The sequence below is a fragment of the Marinobacter sp. genome, from assembly GCF_041686475.1.
In the GTDB taxonomy this organism is placed as follows: Bacteria; Pseudomonadota; Gammaproteobacteria; order Pseudomonadales; family Oleiphilaceae; genus Marinobacter.
The window spans coordinates 1-17213 of record NZ_JAWLDU010000008.1; the positions used below are offsets into that span (position 1 = coordinate 1).

Consider the following 17213-nt stretch of genomic DNA (forward strand, 5'->3'; position numbering starts at 1 on the left):
ACTTTCCGGTTTCAGGCGATAGCCTTCGAATCCGACCCTTGGCAGTCCCATGGCCGAAATGGTGGGCCGGCGGAAGCTGGTGCTCAACCTTACGCCACCGATAGCTTCCTCGCCAATCACGATTTTTTCCGGCAGGCCATTCACCGGGTATTCGGCACAGGCTTCCCCGTTTTCACAGATCAGGCCGTTGTTGTCGATGTCCGTGCCGGCGACAAGAAAATATTCTCCCGGCTCCACCTGATCAAAGGCGAAACGGTACTGACCATCACTGGCAGAGACCACTGTCTGCTCGATGGTATCACGGGTGTCATCGGCGCTGACCAGGAGGACGTAATGCCGGCCTGCATCGCGGTCGTCCGCTGAGGTACCCAGGCGCAGGGAAACCGGAACGGTCAGGGTGCTGGAGGCGCCAGTTTCCGGGGTGTAGGCAATGACCAGCTCGGTGGTGTAGCGCTGATTGTCTTCGAGCCCAGACGTATCCACCGAAACCGCGAGCGGCTGTGCCGGGTCGGCCGGGACATCTCCCACGTTCAGCCAATCCGCGCCAGGCGTTACCCCGGTGATTTCGACAGTTTTATCGTCGGGATAGACGGAAAACTCAAGCTCCGCGCTCAGAAGCGCCGAGTTGAACTGCAACGCAGATGGGGACGCACCCAGGGTAATGGGGAAATTGCCGTCCAGTGCGGCATCCATGGCGGCCAGAGCGTTAATCAGCCCGGCACCGTATTCGAAGGCCGGGCCAATGTCCTCGGTCAGATCACCATTTCTCAACAGGCCAAGGAACTCACCCGGTGTGAGAGTCGGCACTTGCCCTTTCATAAGGGCATAGACCCCAGCCACATGAGGCGCCGCCATTGAGGTTCCCTGCAAACCAGCATAGCCAGGCTCGAAGGTACCGCTGTCGTCCCTGCCCCAGGTGCTGATAATGATATCGGCGGCACCGTCCTGATTAGCATCCCTGCTGGCATCGCCGCCCGGAGCGACCACGTCAACAGACTCGCCGATATTGGAATAGGACGCGCGCTCGCCGCCGCCATCCACGGCCCCTACCCCGATCACGTTGTCATACGCCGCCGGGTAGGTCGGCTCGTCGGTACCCTGGTTGCCTGCAGCGGCAACAATCAGTTGGCCGTTACCGCCGGCCCAGGCAGCATCAATGGCATTTTTGAGCGCGGTGCTGGGCCCCAACCCTCCCAGGCTGAGATTGATCACGTTAATTTCCCCCTGGCGTGCCGCCCAGTTCAGAGCATCAACCAGGTCAGCGGAAGACCCCACTCCATCACGGCCAAGCACCCTGACCGGATAGATGGTTGCTTCCGGGGCCATGCCCACTATGCCAATCTGGTTATCCACCGCTGCCGCAATGCCGGCTACGTGGGTGCCGTGAAAATTGCTGCTTCTGGCCTTACCGTCACCAGGGTCGGCGGGATTGGTATCTCGCCCCGGATCTTGATCGATATCCAGATCACCGGACACATAGTCCATGGTCTGGCCAGCAATAAGTCGGACATTTTCGTCAAGGTCAGGATGCCAGTTGCCCGGGGTTTCCGGCGATGCACTGAAAATTCCCGTGTCCATCACCGCAATGCCGATCCCCGCTCCCACCTCCGGCGCTGCCTGCCAGGCCATGGGTGCTCTAGTCAGGGGTAAATTCCATTGCCGATCATAGAAGGTGTCGTCGTCCGGAGAAACCTGTTGCGAGGAATACAGGTAATTGGGCTCGGCAGTGGCAACACCTGGTTGATCACCAAGTTGCCGTATCCACTTTAGCGTGTCCTCGCGGGCATCCTGTGCCTGGGCAGCGGACATTGCGACGGGGTTTCGCACACTGTCCCTGCGCATCAGCCAGGCACCTCGCCCCAGATCACGTCGCTCCGACACCGCCATGGCAGCCGCCATCGGGTTGCTGCCGGCAGCCGGCTCGAAACTCACAATAGCTTCATCCATCATGAACGCCGGCTCTGTATAACCGACATTCATAACGCTGCCGGAAGCCTCGTCCGCCAGCGTGAGAACGTAGCGGAAAGGGATGCCATCATCAGTGCTGATTTCGATCACGTAAGGGCCAGATTCAGCATCAGTCGGGAGAGTAACGATCAATGCCCCCAGGTCGTCGGAGGTGGTGTCGCTGTACTTCTCTACGAGATCTCCACCCTCCTGCTTCAGGATGCGCAGGGTTCGATCCGGCAATGGTCCTGACTGATCCGGCGACTGAAATACCTGCACTGCAATCCGGTCACCGGGCGACAGCTCGGCGGCATAAAAATCCTCGGTATCAATAACAAAATCGAACCGGTCAAGGGTGCCTGTATTGTAAGTACCCCCGGTAGCGCTGAGATACCCCCCCACTGTCGCCCCGGGAGGCAGTGTCTGGGCCAATGCCGGCGTGCCGTTATCAATAGACTCACCGAGGCGTGCGTCATCGGCCGTATCGGAATCCACCCGCGTTCCGCTTTCTATATCGATAAACCCGGCCAGGTCAGGCGCATCTTCTGCGCTTCCGCCGGAGCCCCCACCACCGCAGGCAGATAGCAGCAGCAAAGAGGACATTAAACCAGCGGTAACAGGAACGGTCCGGATCATAAAAGGCTCACCAGGGCGACATCATGGACAAATGAGAGCAACTCCCTTTGTCTTCCTCCATAGTATCTGATTAACGTTGGCTACATTCGTTACGTTCCAGACATTCCATCGGACGCAAAAACCGCCGTCAGATTAACCCGAAGGCGGTTTCTTTATAGTGACAAAAGGTTACAAAGCGTAAAAACAGCAAGAGATCCGGAGCGGGTCAGCCAGAAATGGCTGGTCGGGCTCAGGCTCCCGGCGCTGTCAGCCCCATCATGGCAACTACCTGCTCCGTCAGATCGTCCAGTGTAAGACCACCATCCGGTCGGTACCAGGTCACCGTCCAGCTCAGGGCACCGGTAAGCATGCGGCGCACCACAAACGGTTCTGCAGCCAGCACACCCTCCTTGCGCAGAGCCTCCAGCACGTCCAGCCACAGCTGCTCGTAGATATCCCGAAGCTCCAGCACATAAGCCTGGGACACTTCCGACAAGCTCCGCCATTCGAATACTAGCACCGCCATGGCCTCTCCGGTTTGCCCGTTGATGGACTCCAGTTCGGCACGGACAAGAGCCTGGAGCTTGTCGCGATAGGTGGGGGCAGCATCGACCGCTGACTGCATCAGGGCGGTATTGAGGCGAATGGTTTCCACCATCACCGCCTTGAGGATTTCTTCCTTGGTGCGAAAGTGGTGAAACAGACTGCCGGACTGGATGCCCACCGCTGCGGCCAGATCCCGCACCGTAGTGCGCTCATAACCCTTGTCACGAAACAGTCTGGCAGCCTCGTGAAGAAGCCGGCCACGAGCACTGGCAGGATCGGAAACCAGGTTGTCATTGATCAGAGAGCGCAGGATAGAGTCTTGATTCACGGTGTTTTCCAGCCGGGGAACAGGAGAAAGCCAATTCTATCCTGATTTTGCCTGTTTACAAACCAAGCGCTTGCTTGGTATTGTCAATTACATCGCTGATAGCCTTCGCATAAAGCGCCCTTACAGGGGCTTTGCGGCTTCCATTTACAAGGTGAAGACATGCCAGATTCCGATCTTTCCAGGCCAGAATCCATCCGTATCGGCTGCTCCGCCGCCTTCTGGGGCGACACTGAAACCGCCGCGGCCCAGTTGGTCCGCAAGGGCAATATTGATTACCTGGTGGCGGACTACCTGGCGGAAATCACCATGTCCATCATGGCCGGGCAGAAAATGAAGGACCCGAGCCAGGGTTATGCCCGTGACTTCGTGCAAACGGTCATGGCGCCACTGCTGGATGAGATAAAGCAGAAAGGCATCCGGGTTCTCGCCAATGCCGGGGGTGTAAACCCCGTGGCATGCCGTGAGGCCCTTCAGGCACTGTGCGAAAAGGCCGGCGTGGATATGAAGATTGCCCTGGTGCTGGGCGACGACCTGCTATCAAAGAAAAAGCAACTGGCAGACGCTGGCATCACCGAGATGACCACCGGCCAGCCAATGCCGCCGATGATGGTGAGCCTGAACGCCTATCTGGGCGCACCCGGGCTGGTCGCGGCACTGGAACAGGGTGCTGATATCGTCATTACCGGCCGGGTTGCCGACAGTGCTCTGGTGCTGGCGCCGCTGGTCCATGAGTTCGGCTGGAGCTGGAGCGATTACGACAGATTGGCCCAGGGCAGCCTTGCCGGGCATCTGCTGGAATGCGGCGCGCAGTCCACGGGTGGCAACTTTACCGACTGGGAAGAAGTGGCGGACGGCTATGCCAATATGGGTTTTCCCGTTGCAGAAGTCTCCGCCACCGGCGATTTCATTATGACCAAGCCAGAAGGTACCGGCGGCAAGGTATCGCGCGGCACCGTGGCGGAGCAGCTCGTCTATGAGATCGGCGACCCCAGGGCTTACCTGCTGCCGGATGTGACCTGTGATTTTACCGCCGTCATTCTTGAGGAATTGGCCACGGATGAGGTGAAAGTCAGCGGAGCGCGCGGCCTGCCCCCGACCGACAGTTACAAGGTATCCGGCACCTGGCCGGATGGTTTCAAGTGCACGGTGACCTTCCTGCTGGCCGGAATGAATGCCAGAGCCAAGGCGCAGACTGTGGCCGATGCAATCCTGGCCAAGACATCGCGAATGTTCAGCGAGCGCGGTCTACCGGATTACACGGACACCAGTATTGAGCTGCTGGGCACCGAGACTACCTACGGAGCCCACGGCCGCATGGCAGATTGCCGTGAGGTGGTAGTGAAGATCAGTACTGCCCATGTGAAAAAAGAAGCACTGGTGCTGTTTTCCAGGGAAATCGCCCAGGCGGCGACGGGGATGGCGCCGGGGATTACCGGTATTGTGGGCGGCCGGCCGACGGTTTGGCCGAAAATTCGTCTGTATTCCTGCCTGGTTCCCAAGACTGAGGTGGCGGTTGCTGTGGATCTTGGTAGCAATCAGCAGGTAGTGGATGTGGCCACTGATGGTGGTTTCGAGCCAGGGCAGCTTGAGGGGCAGGCTGCCAGTACTGCAGAGCCGGCCACGGATACGACGGTGCCTTTGGTCCGCCTGGCCTGGGCACGCAGCGGGGACAAGGGGGATCATACCAATATCGGGGTGATTGCCCGCAAGGCGGAGTTTGTGCCGTTTATTGAGGCGGCGTTGACGGAACTGGCAGTGGCGGAGTGGATGGCTCACACGCTGGATCCCGAGCATGGTCGGGTTACCCGTTGGGCGTTGCCGGGGTTCAATGCGTTCAATTTTCTGCTGGAGCACAGTCTTGGTGGGGGTGGCGTTGCCAGTTTGCGGATTGATCCTCAGGGCAAGGCGTTTGCCCAGCAGTTGCTTGAGTTTCCTGTGCCGGTTCGTGCTGAACTGCTCGATTAGTCATAGATTGGTGCATGCACTCCACCGGGGAGGTTGTTCCGGGACACGCTGTGAATACGTCCATGTACGCTCGACAAAAACATCCATGTTTTTGACGGTCCCGGAACAACCTCCCCGGTGGAGTGCCCTGAACTTTTTACGAGGATTTCTGACATGAGTTATCAGTCTATTTTTCACCCAGACCTCTTTCGGGACCAGGTGTTCATTGTCACGGGGGGAGGTTCCGGGATTGGGCGCTGTACCGCCCATGAACTTGCCGCACTGGGTGCCAGGGTCGCGCTCGTTGGGCGGAAGGCCGAGAAGGTTGAGGCGGTGAAGGCGGAGATCACCGAGGACGGCGGTGTTGCCTCGGCTCACGTGTGTGACATTCGCGAGGAAGAGTCGGTCAAGGCGACCGTTAAGGCCATCATCGAAGAGCATGGCAGGCTGAACGGTGTGGTGAATAACGCCGGCGGACAGTTTCCTTCTCCTCTTGCGAACATCAACCAGAAAGGCTGGGAGACGGTGGTTCGCACTAACCTGACCGGTGGCTTTCTGATCGCCCGTGAGGCCTACACTCAGGCTCTGTCGAAAACCGGTGGGGCGATTGTGAATATTGTGGCAGACATGTGGGGCGGTATGCCCGGCATGGGGCATTCCGGTGCGGCCCGGGCGGGGATGGTGAATTTTACACAGACTGCCGCTGTTGAGTGGGGTTGCTCCGGGGTGCGGGTGAATGCTGTGGCGCCGGGGTGGATTGCATCCAGTGGTATGGACAACTATCCCGAGCATATGAAGCAGTGGATTCGCAGCCTGGGGGATAACGTACCACTCAAGCGCATGGGGACGGAGTCCGAGGTCAGCGCGGCGATCTGTTTTCTGCTGAGTCCGGGGGCGGCGTTTATCAGTGGGGATTGCCTGCGGATAGACGGGGCTGCGTCCCAGGGTGGTCGGGTGTGGCCTTTCCCGAAGGCGAAGAATAACGAGCCCTTTAACGGTTTCCATCGGGCGGTCACGCCCAAAGTCTTGAGTGACGACTGAGGAGAAGTCGATGCAGGTACTGGAGTCGGCCATAAATCCCCAGTCGGATGACTTTCGTGCAAATGCGGAAGTGATGGAAGCTCATATCGCCACTTTCCGGGATGTTGAACAAAAAGTTCTGGATCTTGCGGAAGCCGCGCGGGATAAGTTCACCAAGCGGGGAAAGCTGTTGCCTCGTGATCGTATCAATCGCCTTCTGGACCGCGGCACGCCGTTTCTGGAGCTGTGTTCCCTGGCCGGCTACAAAATGCACGATGACAAGGACGGCAGCATGTCCGGTGGCGGCATTATTGCCGGCATTGGTTACGTCAGCGGTGTTCGCTGCCTGGTGGTCGCCAGTAACAGTGCCATCAAGGGCGGCACCATCACGCCTGCGGGGCTGGACAAGACCCTGCGGCTGCAGCAGATCGCCATGGAGAACAAACTGCCCGTGGTGTCACTGTCCGAGAGCGGCGGCGCCAACCTGAACTACGCTACGGATATCTTCGTGCTGGGCGCACGTGGCTTTGCCAACCAGGCGCGGATGTCCGCCGCCGGCATTCCACAAGTGACCGTCGTTCACGGCAACGCCACCGCCGGCGGGGCTTACCAGCCCGGGCTGTCGGATTACGTGATTGCGGTCCGCGAACAGGCCAAGATGTTCCTGGCCGGCCCTCCCCTGCTGAAAGCCGCCACCGGAGAAGTAGCCACCGATGAGGAACTCGGTGGTGCACAGATGCACGCCGAAGTTGCGGGAACTGCGGAATATCTGGCCGAAGACGACGCCGACGGCATCCGCCATGCCCGCAATATACTTGAGGCCCTGCCCTGGAACGAACAGTTACCCCCGAGCAGGAAGCCGGAATGGGAAGAGCCGCTTTATCCTGCTGAAGAATTACTGGGTGTGATCCCCAGCGATGCCAAGAAACCCTACGACGTCCGCGAAATCCTCGCCCGCATCGCCGACGGCTCGAAGTTCATGGATTTCAAGAACGGCTACGACGACCAGACCGCCTGCGGCACCATCCGCATTGAAGGCCACTCGGTGGGCATCATCGGTAACAACGGCCCCATCACTCCGGCGGGAGCCACCAAAGCGGCCCAGTTCATCCAGCTCTGCGACCAGGCTGGTACGCCCTTATTGTTCCTCCATAACACCACCGGTTTCATGGTGGGTACCCACTCAGAGCAGAACGGCATCATCAAACACGGGTCCAAAATGATACAGGCAGTGGCCAACTGTCGGGTGCCAAAGGTCGCAATTGTCATCGGCGGTTCCTATGGTGCAGGTAACTACGCCATGTGCGGCCGCGGCCTGGACCCTAGATTCATCTTCGCCTGGCCCAACAGCCGCACCGCCGTCATGGGCCCGGCGCAGGCGGGCAAGGTGATGCGAATTGTCGCCGAAGACAAACAGCGCCGGGGTGGTATGGAACCGGACCCGAAAACCCTGGATTTTCTGGAACAGGCCACCGCCAAAAAACTGGAAGACGGCTCCACTGCCCTATTCGGTACAGCGCGTCTATGGGATGACGGGCTGATCGATCCCCGCGACACCCGGCGGGTTCTCGCCCTGGTGCTTTCGGTCTGTCGTGAGGCTGATATTCGGCAGTTGCGGCCTAGTTCTTTTGGTGTGGCCCGCCTCTAGGGGAGCTTAGTAATGGTGGTTGGATTAGCTACAAATGCAACCCGACAAAATAAGAAACAGGAAGCAACAAACTTACAGTCAAAAGCGGCTGTGTGGGCGGGTCTTCAGAAACCGTGCGGAGCCACGGATGGCGGAGCCCGAGCGTTACATGGATGTGCCGAAGGAGCGTGTTTCTGAAGGCCCGCCCACACAGCCGCCACCCAAGCTAGAGAACGTGCACCATTACCACATAGGCACGAACTAACAACCAGGAGAACAAAAAGTGAAATTCACTGCCGAACACGAAGCCCTCAGAAAAACCGTCCGCGATTTCGTGGAGAAGGAAATAAATCCCCACTGCGACGAATGGGAAGAAGCCGGCGAGTTTCCGATTCACGATATCTTCAAGAAACTCGGCAACCTCGGGATTCTGGGTATTCAGAAGCCGGAAGAGTACGGCGGCATGGGGCTGGATTACAGCTACAACCTGGTAGCGGCAGAAGAACTCGGCACGGCCCACTGCGGCGGCGTGCCTCTGGCTGTGGGCGTTCAGACTGACATGTGCACCCCTGCTATTTCACGTTTTGGCTCCGACGAACTGAAGCGCAGTTTCCTGGCACCGGCCATTGCCGGCGACATGGTGGGCTGCATCGGTGTCAGCGAAGTTGCTGCAGGCTCCGACGTAGCAGGCATGAAAACCACCGCGAAGCAGGATGGCGATGACTATGTCATCAACGGCTCCAAGATGTGGATCACCAACAGCCCCAAGGCCGATTTTATCTGCCTGCTGGCCAACACCTCCGACGACAAGCCCCACAAGAACAAGTCTCTGATCGTGGTGCCCATGAACACCCCGGGCATTTCCTTCAGTCCTCATCTGAACAAGCTGGGTATGCGTTCTTCCGAAACAGCAGAAATTTACTTTGACGATGTGCGGGTACCACAGCGTTTTCGCATCGGCGCCGAAGGCACCGGTTTCATGATGCAGATGCTGCAGTTCCAGGAGGAACGCATCTGGGGCGCCGCTAATGTGATCAAGGCGCTGGAGCACTGCATCAACAAGACCATCGAATACTGCCGCGAACGCAAGACCTTCGGCCAGCCGCTGATCAATAATCAGGTGATTCATTTCCGCATGGCGGAACTGCAAACCGAGGTGGAGGCCCTGCGTGCCCTGACCTATCAGGCGTGTGAGCTGCACATCGAGGGCAAGGATGTGACCAGGCTGGCGTCCATGGCCAAACTGAAGGCCGGGCGACTTGGGCGTGAGGTGACCGACAGCTGCCTGCAGTATTGGGGTGGCATGGGTTACATGTGGGAGAACCCGGTGTCCCGTGCGTTCCGGGATGTGCGGTTGGTGTCCATCGGTGGTGGCGCTGACGAGATCATGTTGGGGATTATCTGCAAGATGATGGGGACTTTGCCTGGTAAGCAACGGGACTGAGTTTTCAGGCTTTGGTGGAAGGACTGGCAGGCAGGAGGGTAGTGCCGTTTCGGGACACGCTGTGAATACGTCCATGTACGCTCGACAAAAACATCCATGTTTTTGACGGTCCCGAAACGGCACTACCCTCCTACCCACCAGTCCCCGAACAACGGTTTTGGAGTCACGCTTATGGAAAATTTTCCGCACTGCGAAACGCTTCTTCTGGAGAAACAGGGGCCGGCGCTTTTTGTCACCATCAACCGGCCGGACGTTCGGAACGCCATGAGCCTGCAGATGGTGGCGGAGCTTTCGACGGTGTTCAGTCAGGTTGAGAACGACACCAGCATCCGCGCAGTCGTTCTTCGTGGTGCCGGTGGGCACTTCTGTGCCGGCGGGGACATCAAGGACATGGCCGGTGCGCGGGGGCAGAAGCCTGCGGAGGGCGAGGAAGATCCATTTTATCGATTGAACCGGGCGTTCGGGCAGATGATTCAGCAGGTGAACGAGTCGTCGAAGGTGGTGATTGCGGTGACCGAAGGTGCCGTGATGGGCGGTGGCTTTGGGTTGGCCTGTGCCTCAGATGTCGCGATTGCCGGGCCGTCGGCAAGGTTCGGTATGCCGGAAACCACCTTGGGGGTGATTCCGGCGCAGATTGCGCCGTTTGTGGTGGAGCGTATTGGGTTGACGCAGGCGCGGCGGTTGGCGTTGCTGGGTTTGCGGGTGGATGCCAGTGAGGCTTGCAGTCTGGGGATTGTTCATCAGCTGGCCGAGTCTGAAGTCGAGATTGATGAGCTGCTGGGCCAGGCGATTGAAAGGGTTCGCCAGTGTGCGCCGAATGCAACGGCAGAAACCAAGTCGCTGTTGCACCGCGTCGGCCATGAGTCCATGAGTGGCCTTCTGGACAGCGCGGCTGAGAAGTTTGCCAAGGCGATTCGCAGTGATGAGGGCTCTGAAGGGACTCTTGCGTTTATGCAGAAGCGTCCGGCTTCTTGGGCCTCTTCTGAATGATGGTTTTCGAGTAATGGAGGAGGGCCTCCTTCCCACAAAAGCGACCAGCCACCCAAGCAAGAGACCACCAAAATGCTAAAAAAACTCTTAATCGCCAACCGGGGTGAAATCGCAGTCAGAATAATCAAGACGGCAAAGTCACTGGGATACCGCACCGTGGCGGTGTATTCAGAAGCGGACGCAAAGGCCCTTCATGTGGAAATGGCCGATGAGGCGGTGTATATCGGCCCGGCTCAGGTTTCGGCTTCTTACTTGAAGGCTGAGGCTATTATCGAGGCGGCGGTCAGAACGGGGGCGGATTGTGTGCACCCGGGGTATGGATTTCTCTCGGAGAATTCCGGGTTTGCGAAGGCCTGTAAAGAAGCCGGGCTGGTGTTTGTGGGGCCGCCGGAGGCGGCTATTGAGCTGATGGGCAGCAAGCGGCGGTCGAAGATTGCGATGCAGAAAGCCGGTGTGCCGGTGGTGCCCGGTTTTGAAGGTAACAATGCCGGCGACGAAGAGCTGATCGCCGCTGCGAAGAATATTGGCTACCCGCTGATGATCAAGGCCTCCGCCGGTGGCGGTGGCCGTGGCATGCGGTTGGTGGAGACGGTAGAGGAACTGGCCGACAACATCCAGCGTGCCCGTTCCGAGGCTACGCAGGCCTTCGGGGATGGCGAGCTGATTCTGGAGAAGGCAGTTATCGAACCCCGCCACATCGAGATCCAGGTATTTGCCGATCAACACGGCAACGCGGTTTACCTGGGTGAGCGGGATTGCTCAGTTCAGCGGCGCCACCAGAAAGTGGTCGAGGAAGCGCCCTCGCCTTTCGTTACCCCCGAACTGCGTGAGGCCATGGGCGATGCAGCGGTCAAAGCGGCACTGGCCTGTGGCTACGAAGGCGCCGGTACCGTTGAGTTCCTGGTGGACAAGGACCGGAATTTCTACTTCCTGGAGATGAACACCCGCTTGCAGGTGGAACATCCGGTGACCGAAATGATCACCGGTCAGGATCTGGTGGCCTGGCAGCTGTCCGTGTCGGAAGGTCTGCCACTGCCACTATCTCAGGATCAGATCCGGTTGAGCGGCCACGCCATTGAGGTGCGCCTGTACGCGGAAGACCCGGCCAACGGTTTTACACCCCAGACAGGGCCTTTGCACAAGTTCCAGCCTGCTGAAGGTGAAGGGTTGCGGTTTGATACCGGAGTTCGCTCTGGCGACGCCGTCACGCCCCATTACGACCCGATGCTGGCCAAAGTCGTCGCCTGGGGCGCCAACCGTAACCAAGCCCGCCGCCGGCTTTTGCGGGCTCTGGAGGACACCAGCGTATTCGGCGTGACCACCAACCGCTATTTCCTCAGCCGCATCATAGCCGACGACAACTTCGGCGCGGGAGAGGCCACCACGGCGTTCCTGCAGCAGGCGTTCCGGGACGATCCGTCCCTGGCCCCGAAAGAAACCAGCATTCGCGAATTGGCACTGGCAGCCTGTGTATTCAGCCATGGCAATTCAGGCCCCGGTGCAGGCAGTCATGGCGTGAACAGCTCCTGGAGCAATGCGCCGGCCACGGTCACGCCCATGAAACTGGAAACCGGCGACAAAACCCTGGAACTGCTGGTTCGCCGTGCCGGTAATCACTTCACGGTGACCCGGGGCGAGGAACAGTACGAGCTGGATCTTGAAAGCATGGGCGCTGGCCTGTTATGCATTATCGACAGGGCCGTTCGTCAGCAATGCCAATATCACCGCCGGGGCGATCAGCTGTATTTGCAGGCGTCCGGGCAGTCGGTGGCATTGCGTGACGTCACCCACCAGCCGGCCAGCGGAACAGCTGCCAGTGGCAGCGGCCGCATCAAGGCCAGCATGGACGGTGTCATCATCGATGTTCTGGTGCAGGCAGGCCAGGCAGTGAAACAGGGCGATACCCTGGTGATTCTGGAAGCCATGAAAATGGAGCACCCAGTAAAGGCAGATCGCGATGGCACAGTGGGTGAGGTGCTGGCCGCCAAGGGCGACCAGGTAAAACGCAGCCAGTTACTGGTGGAAGTGAACGCCGCTGAGGCTACTGAGGAGGCCGGACAATGAGCAACATGCAGAACAGAACCGTTTTTATTACCGGTGGCAGCCGGGGTATCGGCAGGGCCATTGCCCTTGCCTGCGCAAGAGAAGGCGCGAATGTGGTGATTGCGGCCAAGTCCGATCAGCCACATCCGAAGCTGCCAGGCACCATTCACAGTGTGGCGGAAGAAATACGGCAGGCCGGCGGAAAGGCCCTGCCACTGGTGCTGGACGTGCGCGATGAAAAGCTGGTGCGCCAGCGGGTGGATGAAGCGGCCGATCACTTTGGCAGTATTGATGCGCTGGTGAACAACGCAGGCGCCATCAAACTCACCGGCGTGGAAAACCTCAAGGCCAGCCGTTATGACCTAATGCACCAGGTCAACGCGCGGGCGGTATTTGTCTGTAGCCAGGCAGCGTTGCCCTGGCTGAAAGAGTCGGACCGGGCCCATATCCTGAGTCTGTCGCCGCCCCTGAACCTGGATCCCCGGTGGTTCGCCCAGTACGGGCCCTACACCACTACAAAATACGCCATGACCATGCTGAGTATGGGGATGGCCGAAGAGTTCCGGCGTTATGGCATTGCGGTAAACACGCTCTGGCCCAAAACGCTGATTGCCACCGCCGCCATCGAGTTTGAAGTGGGCGGCCCGCAGATGATGGCACAGGGACGCAAACCGGAGATCATGGCAGACGCGGCATTGAGCATTCTCAGTCGCCCCGCGGAGCAGATGACTGGCCAGTCGGTGATTGATGAGGATGTCCTGCAAGCCGATGGCGTCACGGATTTCGAACACTACCGGTACGAGGCCGGCGACAAACCGCTGATGCCGGACCTGTTTCTGGATTAGCCCTGACGGGTGACTGTATGACCCGGGACAACATATCTCCACGAGACATCGCCCTTCGCCCGTCCATCTGGCAGGAATTCAAGGAACGCTTCGGTATTGAAACCGTGGCAGAGCTGTATGCCTCCAGCGAGGGCAACATCGGTTTCAGCAACTTCTTCAACATGGACAACACCGTCGGCTTTTCCACGGCCCCTTACAAGCTGGTGAAATTCCATGATGGTACCCGCGACCCGATTCGTGATGATAAGGATTTTATGCAGGAAGTGGAGACGGGAGAGCCGGGCCTGCTTATTGGCGAAATCACCCAGAAGTGGTCGTTCGAGGGCTATACCCAGAAAGACGCCACGGAAAGATCCATCCTGCGAGTTGCGGTAGTGCCTGGTTGCTTTGACCCTAGCCTGCATGAGTTGGAGGCTGCACCGGCTAATAATCGGAGATGGCGTGCTAAGAGAGCCAGAGGCCACCTCAAAAACCAGACCTCAAGAACCAACCTTGAGAACAATCTTCCCGGTAGCCGTCCGCCCGGTCAGCGCCCCCAGCGCTTTCTCGTAATCCTCGAACTCGTAAACCTCACTGATTCTGGGATCAATCTTGCCCTCGGAGAACAGCTTCAGCAGCTCCATCATATTCTGGGCGCTGGTTTGCGGTTCACGCTGGGTGAAGCTGCCCCAGAACACGCCCACTACCGAACAGCCCTTCAACAGGGTCAGGTTTGCCGGGATCTTGGGGATGTCGCCGGCGGCGAAGCCGATGATCAGGTGGCGGCCGTTCCAGGCCATGGCGCGCAGGGCCTGTTCGGTGAATTCGCCGCCGACCGGGTCGTAGATGACGTCCACACCCTTGCTCTTGGTCAGGCGTTTGACCGCATCTTTCAGGGGTTCTTCGGTGTAGTTGATCAGATCGTCGGCACCGGCTTCCTTCGCTACCGCCAGTTTCTCGGCCGTGCTCGCCGCAGCGATCACGTGCGCCCCCAAGGCCTTGCCAAGCTCCACAGTGGCCAGACCAACACCGCCGCTGGCGCCCAGCACCAGCAGGGTCTCGCCCGGCTGGATATTGGCGCGTTGCTTCAGAGCGTAATAGGAGGTGCCATACACCATGGAGAACGCGGCGGCTTTCTCATCGGACATAGACTCGGGAATAGGCAGGATGTTGTGCTCGGGAACCACCACTTCCTCGGCAAAGGCGCCGTAGCCGGTAAGGCCGGCAACGCGGTCACCGGGTTTGAAGCGGGTTACTTTTTCGCCCACCTCAATCACCTCGCCGGACATCTCGCCGCCGGGTGAGAACGGCATGGTGGGCTTGAGCTGATACTTGCCCTCTATGATCAGGGTGTCCGGGAAGTTCAGGCCGGAGGCCTTTACCCGAACCCTGACACCATGGCCTTTGGCAACGGGGCTGGCGACGTCTTCAATTACCAGCTTGTCGGCAGGGCCATATTCCTTGCAGAGAATCGCTCTCATGTTCTGACTCCGTTATTCGACGGTCGATACAGGGTAACTGCAGTTGATGGGTATCAACCTAAACAGAGTCGAGTCATGAAGCAAATAAAGAAATCTTATCCCACCGGATTAGTCAGGTTTATACTGTTCACACCGGTCCGTTACAGCATGGTACTGACGTAAACCATCGCGCCCACCAAACCCAGAGCCGCGACAAGGAGGCCAACCAGGATTCCCCTGGGGATGACAGACTGCCGGTTTCGATCGTTGCGCACGCCGTCATGGCTGACCACCCGTCCTTCCTGGCTGGAATCGCGAATCAACCGGATCATTTCCTCGCACTGATCACGATTGAACTCCAACGGATTAAAGGCTTCCATACCGTGACTGTCCAGGAACCGGTTAACGTCGGAGGACAGCGGAACATACTTCATGGACCAGTTGGTGAAGGTCCTGGCTTTGATCGGTTCCTCCAACAGTGTGGTCACATTGCGATGCCGGTCGTCCCTGGCGATGCGGTCATAGAGTTTCCGCACGGCTTCCTCTTGGCCCTCCAGATACTGGAAAAACCGGTCGTCACCATAATAGAGGCCGCCGACGATTTCGCTTTTGGCGTTATTTCTGCGGGACGCCATCAGAATCCGGGCGACGTTGGGTTCTACGCCCTTCTCCACCGGTTTGGCAGCAAACGTCGCTTCACTGGCATAGGCCAGACGAATAAGGGACATAACATACACTCCGTACGACACGAAACGGTTAAATTAAGCCTGAAGTACGTCTGGCGCCTTGAAGATGGATCACAGACATTCGTATACCACTGCCCCGCAACACTGCTGCCTCTGTGCAAAATGCCACACTGATACACCTTCCACGGGGTGTATCAGGCCAGCGTTCTGGCTACCCCGGGGCTATCCGACCGGACCTTCGTCCCTCCCCGTTTTCCCCTTCAGGGTCTGACATGTTCGACATTGTTTACCTTCTTGAAGTGATCGTCTCTTGGCGTTCCCGGCTTCAGCCGGTAACATTGCCGTTTTTTCACCCAACCCCTGAAAACGATTCACTCAATCCCCATTCAGCATCCTGTAAGGCAGGCATCCGTCATGCTCGAACGACTTTTCAAGCTCCAGGCCCACGGCACCACTGTTCGTAAAGAAGTGATCGCGGGCTTCACCACCTTCCTGACCATGGCGTACATCATCGTGGTCAACCCCAGCATTCTCTCTGAAACCGGCATGGATTTCGGTGCGGTGTTCGTTGCCACCTGTCTGGCCGCCACCATTGGCACCCTGATCATGGGGCTGTGGGCCAATTACCCGATTGCCCTGGCGCCGGGCATGGGGCTGAACGCGTTCTTCTCGTTCACCGTGGTTGGCAGCATGGGTTATAGCTGGCAGGTGGCGCTGGGGGCAGTTTTCATCTCCGGTTTCATCTTTTTCCTGCTGAGCCTGTTCAAAGTCCGGGAATGGATTATCAACAGCATTCCCCTGTCCCTGCGTTTCGGAATTTCTGCCGGTATCGGCTTTTTCCTGGCACTGATTGCACTGAAGAATGCCGGCATCGTTGTCGACCACCCGGCAACACTGGTGGGTCTCGGTGACATCAAGGTCGCCGAGAGCCTGTTGTTTTTCGGCGGCTTCCTGCTCATCTGCGCGCTGTCGTTCCGGCAGATAACCGGCGCGGTCATGATCGGCATTATCGCAGTAACGGGAGCAGCCATGGCCCTGGGAATGGTGGAATACGACGGTCTGGTATCTGCCCCGCCGAGCCTGGCACCCACCTTTATGCAGCTGGACCTGGCAGGCGCGTTCAACATCGGCATGATCAGCGTTATATTCGCGTTCCTGTTCGTGGACCTGTTTGACACCTCCGGCACCCTGATCGGCGCTGCCCAGCGCGGCGGCCTGCTGGACAAGGACGGCAAACTGCCCCGACTGGGCCGGGCGCTGATGTCGGATTCCGTGGCGACCATGTCGGGCGCGGCCCTGGGTTCTTCCACAACCACCAGCTACATCGAATCCACGGCCGGTATCTCCGCCGGCGGCCGCACCGGCCTGACCGCCGTTGTCGTAGCGGTGCTGTTCCTGGCCTGCCTGCTGCTGTCGCCCATTGCCAGCATTATTCCGGCCTATGCCACAGCGCCTGCCCTGCTGTACGTTGCGGTACTGATGGCCAGCGGCCTCAAGCTTATTGATTGGGATGATGTCACAGATGCCGCCCCGGCGGTGGTGACCGCACTGATGATGCCGCTGACCTTCTCCATCGCCAACGGCATTGCCCTGGGGTTCATCACCTATGCCGTCCTGAAGGCGTTGAGCGGGCGCTGGTCCGACCTGAACGCCAGCATCGTGATCATCGCCGTTGTCTTCATCCTGAAATTCATCTTCCTGGACGCGGCATAAGCCGCGTTTTCAGAGTTCGGACGCGT

At 58.8% G+C, this 17213-nt stretch carries 12 protein-coding genes and 1 pseudogene; 9 read left to right on the forward strand and 4 right to left on the reverse strand.

Going from position 1 to position 17213, the window contains the following annotated elements:
- Together ACESMB_RS03335 and ACESMB_RS03340 are read right to left on the reverse strand one after the other, a co-directional pair.
- A partial coding sequence (locus tag ACESMB_RS03335) for a S8 family peptidase (RefSeq protein WP_372970900.1) occupies positions 1-2550 on the reverse strand: 2550 nt, incomplete at its 3' end.
- A 262-nt stretch (positions 2551-2812) separates the two neighbouring features.
- Complete coding sequence (locus ACESMB_RS03340; RefSeq protein ID WP_372970901.1) at positions 2813-3436, reverse strand: TetR/AcrR family transcriptional regulator; 624 nt, start codon at positions 3434-3436, stop codon at positions 2813-2815.
- Between the two features lie 159 nt (positions 3437-3595).
- Here ACESMB_RS03340 and ACESMB_RS03345 point away from each other — a divergent pair, with 159 nt between their 5' ends.
- From ACESMB_RS03345 to ACESMB_RS03380, 8 genes and pseudogenes are all read left to right on the forward strand, one after another.
- Positions 3596-5401: an acyclic terpene utilization AtuA family protein gene (locus ACESMB_RS03345; protein WP_372970902.1), complete on the forward strand. Its 1806-nt coding sequence runs from the start codon at positions 3596-3598 to the stop codon at positions 5399-5401.
- Between the two features lie 153 nt (positions 5402-5554).
- Complete coding sequence (locus tag ACESMB_RS03350; RefSeq protein WP_372925179.1) at positions 5555-6421, forward strand: SDR family oxidoreductase; 867 nt, start codon at positions 5555-5557, stop codon at positions 6419-6421.
- A gap of 10 nt (positions 6422-6431) precedes the next feature.
- Positions 6432-8048: an acyl-CoA carboxylase subunit beta gene (locus ACESMB_RS03355; protein WP_372970903.1), complete on the forward strand. Its 1617-nt coding sequence runs from the start codon at positions 6432-6434 to the stop codon at positions 8046-8048.
- A 262-nt stretch (positions 8049-8310) separates the two neighbouring features.
- Positions 8311-9471 (forward strand): acyl-CoA dehydrogenase family protein, encoded by a 1161-nt coding sequence (locus ACESMB_RS03360; RefSeq protein WP_372925181.1) that lies wholly within the window; start codon positions 8311-8313, stop codon positions 9469-9471.
- 171 nt (positions 9472-9642) lie between these two features.
- On the forward strand, positions 9643-10461 hold the full coding sequence (locus ACESMB_RS03365) for an enoyl-CoA hydratase/isomerase family protein (RefSeq protein ID WP_372925182.1): 819 nt from the start codon (positions 9643-9645) through the stop codon (positions 10459-10461).
- A gap of 72 nt (positions 10462-10533) precedes the next feature.
- Entirely contained in the window at positions 10534-12525 is a 1992-nt protein-coding gene (locus tag ACESMB_RS03370) for an acetyl/propionyl/methylcrotonyl-CoA carboxylase subunit alpha (RefSeq protein WP_372970904.1), read from the forward strand.
- The gene (locus ACESMB_RS03375; RefSeq protein ID WP_372925185.1) at positions 12522-13349 is read left to right on the forward strand and encodes an SDR family oxidoreductase; all 828 of its coding nucleotides are present in this window, start codon (positions 12522-12524) and stop codon (positions 13347-13349) included. The genes ACESMB_RS03370 and ACESMB_RS03375 overlap by 4 nt, the downstream gene beginning before the upstream one ends.
- 53 nt (positions 13350-13402) lie before the next feature.
- Positions 13403-13732: pseudogene (locus tag ACESMB_RS03380) on the forward strand (long-chain-acyl-CoA synthetase); the annotation flags it as partial.
- 96 nt (positions 13733-13828) lie between these two features.
- Here ACESMB_RS03380 and ACESMB_RS03385 read toward each other — a convergent pair.
- Both ACESMB_RS03385 and ACESMB_RS03390 read right to left on the reverse strand, forming a co-directional pair.
- Complete coding sequence (locus ACESMB_RS03385) at positions 13829-14809, reverse strand: NADPH:quinone oxidoreductase family protein (protein WP_372925186.1); 981 nt, start codon at positions 14807-14809, stop codon at positions 13829-13831.
- A 140-nt stretch (positions 14810-14949) separates the two neighbouring features.
- Positions 14950-15516, reverse strand: a complete 567-nt coding sequence (locus ACESMB_RS03390; protein WP_372970905.1) for a BLUF domain-containing protein — start codon at positions 15514-15516, stop codon at positions 14950-14952.
- 372 nt (positions 15517-15888) lie between these two features.
- Here ACESMB_RS03390 and ACESMB_RS03395 point away from each other — a divergent pair, with 372 nt between their 5' ends.
- The gene (locus tag ACESMB_RS03395; protein ID WP_372925188.1) at positions 15889-17187 is read left to right on the forward strand and encodes an NCS2 family permease; all 1299 of its coding nucleotides are present in this window, start codon (positions 15889-15891) and stop codon (positions 17185-17187) included.
- Positions 17188-17213 lie beyond the last annotated feature (26 nt).